The organism is Streptomyces sp. NPDC058459 (genome assembly GCF_042721685.1).
Classification (GTDB): domain Bacteria; phylum Actinomycetota; class Actinomycetes; order Streptomycetales; family Streptomycetaceae; genus Streptomyces.
This window is the reverse complement of record NZ_JBHXLV010000183.1, coordinates 1-13014: the sequence shown is the minus strand read 5'-3', so window position 1 is coordinate 13014 and position 13014 is coordinate 1. Positions and strand designations below refer to the sequence as shown.

The window sequence follows — 13014 nt, the reverse complement described above, 5'->3', positions numbered from 1 at the left end:
CGCGGCCGGCTGCTCGCCGCGGCCGACCGCGCGGTGGCCCTCTCCGCCCGCTTCCCCGCGGCCGACCCCCACCCGGCCGAGGTCCGCAACCAGCTCCTGTACGTCCTGCTGCGCCTGGAACGCTGGGACGAGGCCCGCGACCAGCTCGCCCTGATCGGCCCGTACGTCACCTCGTTCCCGTGGAGCCGCGTCTCCGAGGACCCGCTCGGCCACTTCCTGCATCTACGCGACGCCCTCCTGACCGACGCCCCGTCCACCGCCCTGACCGCCCTGCTGCCGACCCCACCACACACCCGCCCCTGAGCCCCGGGGGGCGGGGGCGGTCCGGTCCGGGGCCCGGCAAGGGCCCGGTCGGGAGAGATCGGTGGGGCTGGTGCTGGTGCCGCGGGCGCTCTCGCGGCTGTGACCACTAGGCTGGGGCGTCGTGACCACCGCCCGTCTGCCTCTCTTCCCGCTGAACACGGCGCTGTTCCCGGGACTCGTCCTGCCGCTGTCCGTCTTCGAGGAGCGTTATCGCGCCATGATGCGCGAGCTGCTGAAGATTCCGGAGGACGAACCGCGCCGATTCGTCATCGTGGCGATCCGTGACGGCCACCAGCTGGCGCCGAGCGGCACCGGCCTGCCGGACCCCGACGCCGGCACCGAGGAGGCCCCGGCGGGCGGCTTCGGCCCGGAACCGCTCAAGGCGCTGCACCGGGTGGCCTGTGTGGCGGAGGCCGCGACCGTCCGGGAGCGGCCCGACGGCACCTTCGACGTGCTCTGCACGGGCACCACCCGCGTACGGCTGCTCTCGGTGGACGGCTCGGGGTCGTTCCTGACCGGCGAGGTGGAGGAGCTGCCGGAGCACCCCGGCGACGAGGCGGGCGCGCTCGCGGAAGGGGTGCTGCACTCGTTCCAGCAGTACCAGAAGCGGCTGGCGGGCGCCCATGAGCGCTCCGTCTCCGCCGACTCCGACCTGCCGGACGACCCGAGTGTGATCTCGTACCTGGTGGCCGCCGCGATGGTGCTGGACACCCCGACCAAGCAGCGTCTCCTCCAGGCCCCGGACACCGCCTCCCGGCTGCGGGACGAGCTGAAACTGCTTCGCTCGGAGACGGCCATCATCCGTAGCCTGCCGTCACTGCCCGCGTTCGAGCTGACGCGGGCGCGCACCAGTCTGAACTGAGAGAACCGAGGCCGACACCCGCATGGCGAAGAAGTCCAGCAAGCAGCAGACGTCAGGAGCGGGCGGCACACCCGCCACGGTGGCCCTCAGCGCTGCGGGCGTCGGTCACACGGTCCACTCCTACGAGCACGACCCCGCGCACCCCTCCTTCGGCGAGGAGGCCGCCGAGGCGATGGGCGTGTCCCCGGACCGCGTCTTCAAGACACTGGTGGCCGACGTGGACGGCACCCTGACCGTGGCCGTCGTCCCGGTCTCCGGCACGCTGGACCTGAAGGCGCTGGCCGCCGCCGTCGGCGGCAAGCGGGCGGCGATGGCGGACCCCGCGCTCGCCGAGCGCACCACCGGCTACGTACGCGGCGGCATCTCCCCGCTGGGGCAGCGCAAGCGGCTCCGCACGGTGCTGGACGACTCGGCCGGGGCGCACCCGACGATCTGCGTCTCGGCGGGCCGGCGCGGCCTGGAGGTCGAACTCGCCCCCGCCGACCTCGCCACCCTGACAAAGGCCGTACTGGCCCCGATCGGCCGCACCTGAGCGGCCCCTAGGCCGGAGGCGTCCCGTAAGGGCCCTGCGCGTGCGGCTCCTCCTCGTAGCGGCGCGGCTCGTACGGGTCGGGGTCGCGGGGGCCGAAGAGGGCCGTCAGGCCCAGGTGAACCAGGAGGGCGCCCAGCGGCCAGGCGAGCAGGGCGCCCTTGGCGCCGAGCCGGAGCGGGGCGGGGAAGGTGACGCCCGCGCCGGCCGCCTTGGCGTGCGCGATGACGTCCGACGTCGGGCCCAGCCACACCCCGAGCCGCCAGGCCAGCAGCGAGCCGAGCAGACCGCCGACCCCGAGGCCCACCACCAGCGGCACGCCGGCGCGCCGTCGCAGCAGGAACACCAGGGCCGCGCTGATCAGCCCGAAGGCCAGGCCCAGCAGAGCGAACGTACCGTCCACTCCGGCCGCCTGCTCGCCCTCGGTGTCCTTGAGGTAGACCACCCAGCTGCGGTCGGTCTCCTCGCCGACGAGCGGCACATGCGGGGCCAGCCACCACCACAGCAGCCCGAGCAGCACCCCGGAGAACGCCACCGCCACCGCCACGACGACGGCTGCGCGCACTTCAGTCTTCATACCGGGGCCGTCCTGTCCGTACGGGTCCGCGACCGGCGTTCCGCCCGAAGGGGCCCGCTCGAACTGATGCGCGAAGTCGTCGTGCGGCGGGGGTGGCGGAGTCAGCGGTGCGGTCACCCTGACATCGTGCCAGGTCGCGCCGCGCGCCGCGTCACCGGACGGCGGCCCGGCGGTACGCACGGGTCGCCACGGCAAGCGAGATCACCCCGACGCCCGCGCACACCCCCAGGTCAGCGAGGACCACCGCCCAGTCGGGGGCGGGACCGAAGGTCCGGGCGTACGCCTCCACCCCGTAGGTGGAGGGCAGCAGATCACGGGCCAGGAGCACGACGCCGGGCATCCGGTCGGCCGGCAGCACACCCAGCAGCAGCGCCGCCGACATGCCCAGCTGGCCCAGCAGCGTGGCGAGTTCGGGGCGCGGCGCGAGGAGCCCGCAGGCGGCGCCCACCCCGGACAGCGCGGCCCCGGCCAGCGGGATCACCGCGAGCAGCACCCACAGGTTGGACAGCGGCAGCCCGAACAGCGCGCAGCCGACGACGGCGGTCACCAGCGTTCCCGGCACGGTGAAGGAGGCGTACGCGGCGGCCGCGCCCAGCACCACGGCGGCGGGCGGCACCGGCAGCGTGGCGTAGTGGTCGAGCCCCCCGCTGGCGCGCAGCTGGCCGAAGTACTGCGAGAGCAGGTTCAGCGCCACGTACGCGACGACCAGGACGGACGACCCGGCGACCACGGCCTGGGCCTCGGGCCCGCTGTCCACGACACCGCGCATCATCACGGCGATGCCGACCGACTGGAAGGTCGCCACGAACAGCAACGGGATGCGCGCCACCCGGGCCCGCGACAGCTGGGCGCGGTAGACGGCGGCCAGCGACGGCCACAGCCGCACGGGCGGCCCCAGCTCGGCCGCGCGCCGCTCCTGCTCCGGCACGCCCCTCGCGGCACCGGGCAGAGCCTCGGCGGGTACGGCACTCACGACGCGCTGCTCCTCTTCCCGGTGGCGGCCGGACGGAAGTCCCACGGGGACCATACGGATGCGACGAGACCTCTGCTCACGCCTTCACCAGCCCCTGCCGGGCCGCTCCGCCGAGCGCCAGATAGACGTCCTCCAGGCTCGGGGTGGCGAGGGTGAAGTCGTCCAGCGCGGCGAACGCGGCCCCGCCGGTGACGGTGGCGACGGCGGCCCGCGCCTCCTCGGGGGCGAGCCGGAGCGTCCAGCGCCGACCGGCCTCTACGGCCCGCTCGCGCAGGACGGCGACCTCGGGCACCTCCAGCGGTGCCCGCTCCCGCCAGACCAGCTCGACCCGGACCTCGCCGGAGACCCGCTCCTTGAGCCCGGCCGGGGTGTCGCAGGCGATCACCCGGCCCTGGTCGAGCACGGCGACCCGGTCGAGGACGGTCTCGGCCTCGATGACGTTGTGGGTGACCAGCACCACGGTCGCGCCCTGTTCGGCACGGCGCCGGTCCACGGCGGCCCAGACCGCGCGCCTGGCCACCGGGTCCATACCGGTGGTGGGCTCGTCCAGCACCAGCAGCGAGCGCCGGCCGACGAGCGCGGCGGCGAGGCAGGCGAGCCGCCGCTGACCGCCGGAGAGCTTGTTCAGCGGGCGTCCGGCGAGCGGGGCGAGCCCCAGCTCGTCCAGCACGGCGTCGCGTTCGGCGCGGGCGGCCCGTGCCTCCAGGCCGCGCAGCCGGCCGGTGGTCTCGGCGGCGAGGGCGACGGTCAGCTCGTCCAGCGCGGTGGACTCCTGCCCGAGGTAGGCGAGGATGCGGGCGGCCCGCTCGGGGTGGCGCACGATGTCGTGGCCGAGGATCTCCACGCCGCCGGAGTCGGGACGCAGCAGCCCGGTGAGCTGCCGTACCAGGGTGGACTTGCCGGCGCCGTTCGGGCCGAGCAGCCCGAACATCTCGCCGTGGCGCACGTCCAGCGTCACCTCGTCGGTGGCCCGCACCTCGGCCGCGCCCGGCGCTCCGCGCCGCCCCTTGACGGGCGGATAGGTCTTGGTGAGCGCGCGCACGCGTACGACGTCGTCGTACCGAAGTGCCTGTCCCGCGCGCGTAGTCACAAGGGACGAGAGTACGCGGTGCGGACCCTTTACTCGCGTTTGGGGCACCTCATCACGGCGTCCGCCGGTCAGGGCCCGTTCACTCCCCGGCGGAGGCGCTCTCCGCCGGGGCGGGCACGTCGAACTCCCGCCAGAACCCGGCCCGGATGGCGTAACGGTCGTGCTCGTCGATCTGGTCGTCCTTGTGGGCGAGCAGGCCGAAGCGGGCCGCGTAGCGCAGCAGCTCGCCGTCGATGCGGTGCGGGATGCGGGGGTACATCGTGGAGAGCCGCTGGAGGTGCCCCTGGTCACCGAGCCGGGACATCCAGCGGCGGGCGAAGACCTGGCCGACCTCGTAGGGGTCGCCGCCGACCGTGGTGATGTCCTCCTCCCGGTCGGCCCACCGCTGTTCGGCGGTGGTGAGCTGGGCGAGCGTCGGCATGGCGGCGACCTCCGGCGGCTCGGCGGCGGTGCCGGGCCGGTCCACCCAGCCCTTGTCGGAGGACCAGCGCAGGGTGGCGTTGGGCGGATGCGGTGCGGGCGGGGCGCCGGCGGCGCGCAGCGCGGCCAGGTCCTTGGGGGTGGGGACACCCTTGTGGGCGGCGGACCGGTCCTGGGTGTCGTTCTCCGGGGCGGTGGCGGCCGGGCTGTGGGTGTCGTCCTCGGCGGTGTGCTCGCGGCCGGTGGGCGCGGACTCGGGCAGGGGGGCCGAGAGGATCGCGGCGATCTCGGGGCGGGGCGCCGGGGGCGGGGCGCAGACCCCGGTCAGTTCCTTGGCGCGGACGGCCTGGACGATCCAGGCGCGGTCGAGCACGCGTCGTTCGTCGGCCTCGGCGACCAGGTCCTCGGACTGGTTGTAGTCACCGTCGGCGGCCTGGACGGCCCACAGGTGGACGGCGACCCCGTGCTCCTTGGCGGCCATCATGCCGGGCAGCAGGTCGCCGTCGCCGGTGACCAGGACGATGTCGGAGCAGGCGCGGTTGCGGGCCAGCTCGGTCAGCTCGGCGTGCATGGCCGCGTCGACGCCCTTCTGCGCCCAGCGGCCGTCGCTTCTGGTCAGGGCGCCGAGGCGGACGGTGACGCGGGGCATCACGCGGAGCCTGCGGTGCTCCGGCTGGGGGACCCGGTCGGGGGCGCCGTCGAACCAGTAGATGCGCAGCAGGGGGCGGCCGGTCTCGGATTCGGCGCGTTCGCGCAGCGCCTGGATGAGCGCGGTGTGGTCGACGATGATCCGGGACCGCGAGGGCTCACCGGCGAGGAGGCTCGCGGCGGCTCCCAGCAGATACCCGGCGTCCACCAGGACGATGCAACGGTCCACGCGACTCACCCTCTTTCCGGGAGGTATTGCTTCGGCGTTCCTTCGAGTCTGCCCGACCGCGCAGGGGTTAACGGCCGGAACTCGATCTTCGGCGTGGCGTTTCCGGGAGCCGGTGTCCCCACCAGCCCTGTCACACACGGTAATTATCCGACATGCGATTGATGTCAGCGTATGTGAATCTAATTTCGGCCCTGGCCCCTAGACCCCCTTCAGGAGGCAGATCCCCATGGCCAAGAACAAGAACCGCAAGCAGACCGGCCCGAAGAACCGCGCTTCGCAGGCCGAGCAGTCCCAGCGCTCGCACGAGCAGGCCGCCGAGGCGCCGGAGACCACCGCCCAGGTCGCGGGCGGCCAGCCGGACCACACGCAGCGGCAGAACAAGCGCTTCGGCCACAACTAAGTGCTGCTATAGGGCATTTGAGCCCCTGAGCACACGGCACAGAGCGTACGAGAAGGGGCGCACCGCTGCGGGGTGCGCCCCTTTCGTCGTCGCCGTCGCCCCCGCCGCCCGGCCCCTCGCGTCAGCCGGTCAGGCAGGACGGGCCGAGCAGGACCTTGAGGTCGCCGTAGAGCGCGGGGTCGGGCTTGACCCGGTGCCGGTCCAGGCGCAGCACGGTGGTCTTCTGCGGGCCCTGGAGCTTGATCCGGACCTCGCTGTCGCCCTTGTGGTGGGTGAGGATCTCGCCGAGGCGGCTGATCATGGGCGGGGTGACCCGGACCGCCGGGATAGTGAGCACCACGGGGGCGTTTGTGCCCGCGTTGGACAGGTCGGGCACCTGGAGTTCCATGGCGACGAGCCGGGGCACGTCCTCGCGCTTGTCGAGCCGGCCCTTGACGAACACCACGACGTCCTCGACCAGTTGGGTCGACACGAGCTGGTAGGTCGCCGGGAAGAACATGCACTCGATGGAGCCCGCGAGATCCTCCACGGTGGCGATGGCCCAGGCGTTGCCCTGCTTGGTCATCTTGCGCTGGAGGCCGGAGATGATGCCGCCGATGGTCACCACGGCGCCGTCGGAGTGCTCGCCGCCGGTCAGCTGGGAGATGCCCGCGTCGGCCTTGTCGGACAGCACGTGCTCCAGTCCGAAGAGCGGGTGGTCGGAGACGTAGAGACCGAGCATCTCCCGCTCCTGGGCGAGGAGGTAGGTCTTGTCCCACTCGTCGTCGGTGAACTGGACGTCGAGTCCGAAGCCGGGCTCGTCGCCCGCGTCCTCACCCATGCCGCCAAAGAGGTCGAACTGCCCTTCGGCCTCCTTGCGCTTGACCGCGACCACGTTGTCGATCATCGGCTCGTACTGCGCGGTGAGGCCCTTGCGGGTGTGGTTCATCGAGTCGAAGGCGCCTGCCTTGATCAGCGACTCGGTGGTGCGCTTGTTGCAGGCGACCGCCTCGACCTTGTCGAGGTAGTCCGGGAAGGAGAGGTACTTCCCCTTGGTCTTGCGGCCCCTGATGATCGCCTCGACCACGTTGGTGCCGACGTTGCGCACGGCGGTGAGGCCGAAGAGGATCACTTCGTCGCCCTGGGCGGCGAAGTTGGACTCCGACTCGTTGACGTTCGGCGGGAGCACCTTGATGCCCATGCGGCGGCACTCGTTGAGGTAGACCGCCGACTTGTCCTTGTCGTCCTTGACGGAGGTCAGCAGACCCGCCATGTACTCGGCCGGGTAGTTGGCCTTGAGATAGGCGGTCCAGTAGGACACCAGGCCGTACGCGGCGGAGTGGGCCTTGTTGAAGGCGTAGCCGGCGAAGGGGACCAGGACGTCCCACAGCGCCTGGATGGCCTCGTCGCTGAAGCCCTTGTCGCGGGCGCCCTTCTGGTACAGGACGAAGTTCTTCGCCAGTTCCTCGGGCTTCTTCTTGCCCATCACGCGGCGGAGGATGTCGGCCTCGCCGAGCGAGTAGCCCGCTACGATCTGGGCGGCCTTCTGCACCTGCTCCTGGTACACGATCAGGCCGTGGGTGACGTCGAGAACCTCCCGGAGCGGCTCCTCCAGCTCCGGGTGGATCGGGGTGATCTCCTGCTGCCCGTTCTTGCGCAGCGCGTAGTTGGTGTGGGAGTTCATGCCCATCGGGCCCGGCCGGTACAGGGCCGAGACGGCGGAGATGTCCTCGAAGTTGTCCGGCTTCATCAGGCGCAGCAGCGAGCGCATGGGGCCGCCGTCGAACTGGAAGACGCCCAGGGTGTCGCCGCGCTGGAGCAGTTCGAAGGTCTTGGGGTCGTCGAGCGGGAGGCTCAGGAGATCGATGTCGATCCCCTTGTTGGCCTTCACCATCTTGACGGCGTCGTCCATGATCGTGAGGTTGCGCAGGCCCAGGAAGTCCATCTTCAGCAGGCCGAGCGACTCACAGCTCGGGTAGTCCCACTGGGTGATGGTCACGCCGTCGGTGTGCCTCACCCACACCGGGACGTGCTCGGTGATGGTCTCGCTGGACATGATCACGCCGGCCGCGTGCACGCCCATCTGCCGGACCAGGCCCTCCACACCGCGCGCGGTGTCGATGACCTTCTTCACATCCGGTTCGTTCTCGTACATCCCCCGGACCTCGCCCGCCTCGGAGTAGCGGGGGTGCTGGGGGTTGGTGATGCCGTCGATGTTGATGCCCTTGCCGAGGACGTCGGCGGGCATGGCCTTGGTGATCCGGTCGCCCATCGCGTACGGGTAGCCCAGCACGCGCGCGGAGTCCTTGATCGCGTTCTTGGCCTTGATGGTGCCGTAGGTGCCGATCATGGCGACCTTGTCGGCGCCGTACTTCTCGGTCACGTACCGGATCACCTCGACGCGCCTGCGCTCGTCGAAGTCGATGTCGACGTCGGGCATCGAGATGCGCTCGGGGTTGAGGAACCGCTCGAAGATCAGGCCGTGCGGGATGGGGTCGAGGTCGGTGATGCCCATGGCGTAGGCGACGATCGAACCGGCCGCGGAACCCCGGCCGGGGCCGACCGCGATGCCGTTGTTCTTGGCCCACATGATGAAGTCGGCGACCACGAGGAAGTAGCCGGGGAAGCCCATCGAGATGATGACGTCCATCTCGTACTCGGCCTGCTTCTGCCGGTCGTCGGGGATGCCGCCGGGGAAGCGGCGCTCCATGCCGCGGCGCACCTCCTCCTTGAACCAGGTGACCTCGGTGTAGCCCTCGGGGATGTCGAACTTGGGCATGAGGTTCTTGGCCTCGAACATGCCGGTGGTGTCGACCATCTCGGCCACCAGGAGGGTGTTGGCGCAGCCCTCCTGCCAGGCGTCCGAGGAGTCGATGGCGTACATCTCGTCCGTGGACTTCAGGTAGTAACCGGTGCCGTCGAACTTGAAGCGGCCGGGCTCGGAGAGGTTCTTGCCGGTCTGGATGCACAGCAGGGCGTCATGGGCGGCGGCCTCGTGCGCGTAGGTGTAGTGCGAGTCGTTGGTGACCAGCGGGGGGATGCCGAGCTTCCTGCCGATGTCGAGCAGGCCCTCGCGGACCCGGTGCTCGATGTCGATGCCGTGGTCCATCAGCTCCAGGAAGTACCGGTCCTTGCCGAAGATGTCCTGGTAGTCGGAGGCGGCCTGGAGCGCCTCCTTGTCCTGGCCGAGCCGCAGCCGGGTCTGGACCTCGCCGGAGGGGCAGCCGGTGGAGGCGACGATGCCCTCGGACCACTTCGAGATGGTCTCCTTGTCCATCCGGGGCCACTTCGTCAGCCAGCCCTCGGCGTACGCGTCGGAGGAGAGCCGGAAGATGTTGTGCAGGCCGGTCTGGTTCACCGCCCACATCGTCTTGTGGGTGTAACCACCGGAGCCGGAGACGTCGTCCCGCTTCTGGTGCGGCTGGCCCCACTGGATCTTGCGCTTGTTGCGCCGGGACTCGGGGGCGACATACGCCTCGATCCCGATGATCGGGGTGATGCCTGCCTTCTTCGCGGAGTGGAAGAAGTCGTACGCCCCGTGCAGGTTGCCGTGATCGGACATGGCGATGTGCGTCATGCCCATCTCGTTGCAGGCGTCGAACATGTCCTTGAGCCGCGCGGCACCGTCCAGCAGCGAGTACTGGGTGTGGACGTGCAGGTGCGTGAAGGGCGGCTTCGACACGGTTTCGGCCTCCAGATGAACAGGAAGGGGACAGCGAGGAAGTCTATGCCCCGGCACTGACACCCCCGGGCTCGGTCCGCGTACCTTCTGGTGGGAACCGGGCACTCCGGCGCGGCGTCGCCCGTTGTGGACGGCGGGAGCGCGGCGGTACGACGCCCCCGTGTTCCCGGCCGGTCCCCCGCGCTATCCCGCAGCATCCCGCACCAGGAGGCACCCCGCGATGTCGGTTCCCCAGCTCAGCGACGAGCAGCGCGGCGAGGAGATCCTCGCCGTCTTCGACACCGCCTTCGGCCTGCTGCTGGCCGCGGACCCGGCCGCGTTCCGGGTGAAGTTCCGCAAGATGGCAGCGAGCGCCTTCGCCTTCTACCGGGGCACGGCCGGCCTCTTCTACCACGACCTCGACGCGGAGAAGCGGGGCGGCCCGTACCTGGACGAGCGCACCTCGCGGGTGTGGGTGCACGGCGATCTGCACGCCGAGAACTTCGGCACCTACATGGACTCCAACGGCCGCCTGGTCTTCAACGTCAACGACTTCGACGAGGCGTACGTCGGCCCCTTCACCTGGGACCTCAAGCGCCTCGCCGCCTCCCTCGCGCTCATCGGGTACGCGAAGGCGCTCAGCGACGAGCAGATCACCGAGCTTGTGACGGTCTACGCGGTCGCCTACCGCGAGCGCGTCCGCGCCCTGGCCACCGGCGCCAAGGACGACGAGGTGCCGCCCTTCACCCTGGACACCGCGCAGGGCCCGCTGCTGGACGTGCTGCGCGACGCCCGCTCGCTGACCCGGTTCGGGCTGCTGGAGTCGATGACGGAGATCCGCGACTTCGAGCGCCGGTTCGCGCCGGGCGGCGGCTCGGTCGAACTGGACGCCGCCACCCGGTACAAGGTGCTGGCCGCCTTCGACGGCTACCTGGAGACGCTCCCGGACACCTCCCTGGCCCGCCCGGAGTCCTACCGGGTGAAGGACGTCGTGGGCCGGCGGGGCATCGGCATCGGCTCGGCCGGGCTGCCCTCGTACAACATCCTGCTGGAGGGGGCCACGGACGCCCTGGAGAACGATGTGGTGATCTACATCAAGCAGGCTCAGACGCCGGCCGTCTCCCGGCACATCACCGACCCGGCGATCAGCGGCTACTTCCAGCACGAGGGCCACCGTACGGTGATCTCCCAGCGCGCCCTCCAGGCGCACGCCGACCCGTGGCTGGGCTGGACGGAGCTGGACGGCGCGGGGCAGCTGGTCGCCGAGATCTCGCCGTACGCGGTCGACCTGGACTGGGGCGACATCGACGACCCGGAGGAGATCGCGGCCGTCGTCGCCGACCTCGGCCGGGCCACCGCCACGATGCACGCGGCGGCGGACGAGACCACCTCGGGCGAGTCCCTGGTGCCGTTCTCCACCGAGCGGGCCATCGACGCAGCGCTCGCTGCCGACGAGGAGGGCTTCGCGCCCCTGCTGGTGGACTTCGCGCACGCGTACGGCGCCCGCGCGCGGGCCGACCACCAGATCTTCCTCGACCTGTTCCGCAACGGCCGGATTCCGGGTCTGTAACTGGTCGGTAGCCGGCCTGTGGCCGTGGCACTCCCTTTACGGGTGTCTCACGGCGGTCCGTGACACACTCTCCTCTCGCTATGGACATATCCGGGACCCAGCTCAGAATCGTGCGCGCGGCGTTGTTCACGGCCTTCACCGTGACGATCGGCACCGCGTCGCACGTCCTGCTGTCCCGGTCCCCGCTGCCGGTGGGGACCGTGCTCATGGTCGCCGCAGCGGTGTTCACCGCCGCGTACGCGCTGGCGGGCCGTGAGCGCGGCTTCGGCCAGGTGGCGGCGCTGCTGATCCCGCTGGAGCTGGCCGCCGACACGGTCTTCACCACCGGCCAGCACGCCTGCTACGGCCGGGCCGGCGGCCCGGTCACCGGCCCGCTGCAGGCGGTGGGCCTGGACCTGCTGTGCCGTGGGGGCGCCCTGGGCGGCCCGCTGGCCCGAGCCGCCGGCGGCCCGGAGCGCGCGGGCGCCCTGCTGGCGCACACTGACCCGGCTGCCGCCTGGCTGCTGCTCGCCGCGCACATCGGGGTGGGGCTGCTGGCCGCCGCCTGGCTGCGCCGGGGCGAGCGCGCCCTGGCCGAGCTGGTACGGGCCGTCGCCGCGACCACGTTCCGGCCGCTGCTGCTCGCGGTGGCCGCCGGTGCGGCCCGGCCGGCTCAGGACCGCCGGCTGCCGCGCCCGGCCCCGCGGCCGGCCGCCGCGCGGATACTGCTGCTCGCGCACTCCCTGGGACGGCGCGGACCGCCGTGCCCGGCCGCCCTCGCCCGCCCCTGAGCGGGCCCCCGGGCGGTCCCGAGCACGACCCGTTCCCCACACGTACCCCGCGTACGCACGTACCTCGTGTACGGCATGTGCGCGTCCCCTAGGGAGATCACCAGCATGAGCAAGCGGAACACCCAGTCGGCGAAGACGGCGGCGCGTGAGCGGCTGCGCGAGGAGCGCGAGCGCCAGGCCAAGCGGGACAAGGTGAAGCGGCAGGCGATCGTCGGCCTGTCGGTGGTGGCGGTGCTCGCCGCCGCGGGCGGCATAGGTTACGCGGTCGTCCAGAACAACAAGCCGAGCGGCTGGGAGGCGGCGAAGAAGGCCACCCTGGTCAAGCCCGCCCACACCACGGGCAAGGACGGCACCACCGTCGTCATCGGCAAGGACACCGCCAAGAAGACCCTCACCATGTACGAGGACCCGCGCTGCCCGGTCTGCGCCCAGTTCGAGCAGGCGTCCGGCGCCACGGTGGACAAGGACGTCACGGACGGCAAGTACAAGGTCCAGTACGTCGGGGCGACCTTCATCGACGACGGCATCCCGGGCGAGGGCTCCAAGAACGCGCTCAGCGCGCTGGGCGCGGCCCTGAACGTCGACCCGGACGCGTTCCTGAAGTACAAGTCGGCGCTCTACTCGGCGAAGTACCACCCCGACGAGCAGGAGGACAAGTTCAAGAGCGACGACTACCTGATCAAGGTGGCGGACACCGTGCCCGCGCTCAAGGGCAACGCGGCCTTCCAGAAGGCCGTGAAGAACGGCACGTACGACAAGTGGGCGCTGGTGATGAGCGAGAAGTTCGACGTGGACGGCAAGAAGTACGGTTTCCAGGGCACGCCGACGCTGGTGATGGACGGCAAGAAGGTCACGGGCTCCGACGGCAAGAACGCGCCGATGACGCGGCCCGAGTTCGTCACCGCGATCAACAAGGCCCTCAAGGGCTGATCCCGCACGCTGATCCCGGCCGGTGTTCCTGATCTCCGGGCAGACCGCGATCAGCAATCAGGCGGGGGCGCGG

Annotated in this window: 11 protein-coding genes and 1 pseudogene; 7 read left to right on the top strand and 5 right to left on the bottom strand. The window is 71.3% G+C overall.

Features of this window, described 5'->3' with window-relative positions:
* From ACFWN1_RS26005 to ybaK, 3 genes and pseudogenes are all read left to right on the top strand, one after another.
* Nucleotides 1-303 (top strand): annotated as a pseudogene (locus ACFWN1_RS26005) (hypothetical protein); the annotation flags it as partial.
* A 121-nt stretch (nucleotides 304-424) separates the two neighbouring features.
* Nucleotides 425-1165: an LON peptidase substrate-binding domain-containing protein gene (locus ACFWN1_RS26000; RefSeq protein WP_384366612.1), complete on the top strand. Its 741-nt coding sequence runs from the start codon at nucleotides 425-427 to the stop codon at nucleotides 1163-1165.
* 22 nt (nucleotides 1166-1187) lie between these two features.
* Nucleotides 1188-1697 (top strand): Cys-tRNA(Pro) deacylase, encoded by a 510-nt coding sequence (ybaK, locus tag ACFWN1_RS25995; protein ID WP_384366609.1) that lies wholly within the window; start codon nucleotides 1188-1190, stop codon nucleotides 1695-1697.
* 7 nt (nucleotides 1698-1704) lie between these two features.
* Here ybaK and ACFWN1_RS25990 read toward each other — a convergent pair whose 3' ends face one another.
* The 4 genes from ACFWN1_RS25990 to ACFWN1_RS25975 all read right to left on the bottom strand — a co-directional run bounded on the left by ACFWN1_RS25990 (nucleotide 1705) and on the right by ACFWN1_RS25975 (nucleotide 5631).
* A complete protein-coding gene (locus tag ACFWN1_RS25990; protein ID WP_384366606.1) occupies nucleotides 1705-2388 on the bottom strand; it encodes an AAA family ATPase in 684 nt (227 codons plus the stop codon).
* 34 nt (nucleotides 2389-2422) lie between these two features.
* Nucleotides 2423-3244 (bottom strand): ABC transporter permease, encoded by an 822-nt coding sequence (locus tag ACFWN1_RS25985; RefSeq protein ID WP_384366603.1) that lies wholly within the window; start codon nucleotides 3242-3244, stop codon nucleotides 2423-2425.
* Nucleotides 3245-3320: 76 nt separating this feature from the next.
* Nucleotides 3321-4334, bottom strand: coding sequence for an ABC transporter ATP-binding protein (locus tag ACFWN1_RS25980; RefSeq protein ID WP_384366600.1), 1014 nt, complete (start codon nucleotides 4332-4334; stop codon nucleotides 3321-3323).
* Between the two features lie 79 nt (nucleotides 4335-4413).
* Nucleotides 4414-5631: an NYN domain-containing protein gene (locus ACFWN1_RS25975; protein ID WP_384366597.1), complete on the bottom strand. Its 1218-nt coding sequence runs from the start codon at nucleotides 5629-5631 to the stop codon at nucleotides 4414-4416.
* Nucleotides 5632-5857: 226 nt separating this feature from the next.
* On the opposite strand from ACFWN1_RS25975, the gene ACFWN1_RS25970 reads away from it, so the two are divergent.
* Nucleotides 5858-6031, top strand: coding sequence for a hypothetical protein (locus tag ACFWN1_RS25970; RefSeq protein ID WP_384366594.1), 174 nt, complete (start codon nucleotides 5858-5860; stop codon nucleotides 6029-6031).
* A gap of 121 nt (nucleotides 6032-6152) precedes the next feature.
* On the opposite strand, the gene dnaE is transcribed toward ACFWN1_RS25970, so the two are convergent.
* Nucleotides 6153-9692 (bottom strand): DNA polymerase III subunit alpha, encoded by a 3540-nt coding sequence (gene dnaE, locus ACFWN1_RS25965; RefSeq protein ID WP_384366592.1) that lies wholly within the window; start codon nucleotides 9690-9692, stop codon nucleotides 6153-6155.
* Between the two features lie 220 nt (nucleotides 9693-9912).
* Between dnaE and ACFWN1_RS25960 the strand changes: the two genes are divergently transcribed.
* The 3 genes from ACFWN1_RS25960 to ACFWN1_RS25950 all read left to right on the top strand — a co-directional run bounded on the left by ACFWN1_RS25960 (nucleotide 9913) and on the right by ACFWN1_RS25950 (nucleotide 12941).
* A complete protein-coding gene (locus tag ACFWN1_RS25960) occupies nucleotides 9913-11241 on the top strand; it encodes a DUF2252 domain-containing protein (RefSeq protein WP_384366589.1) in 1329 nt (442 codons plus the stop codon).
* A gap of 80 nt (nucleotides 11242-11321) precedes the next feature.
* Nucleotides 11322-12011, top strand: a complete 690-nt coding sequence (locus tag ACFWN1_RS25955; protein ID WP_384366586.1) for a hypothetical protein — start codon at nucleotides 11322-11324, stop codon at nucleotides 12009-12011.
* Between the two features lie 105 nt (nucleotides 12012-12116).
* Nucleotides 12117-12941, top strand: coding sequence for a thioredoxin domain-containing protein (locus ACFWN1_RS25950; RefSeq protein WP_384366584.1), 825 nt, complete (start codon nucleotides 12117-12119; stop codon nucleotides 12939-12941).
* The last annotated feature ends 73 nt before the right edge of the window (nucleotides 12942-13014 follow it).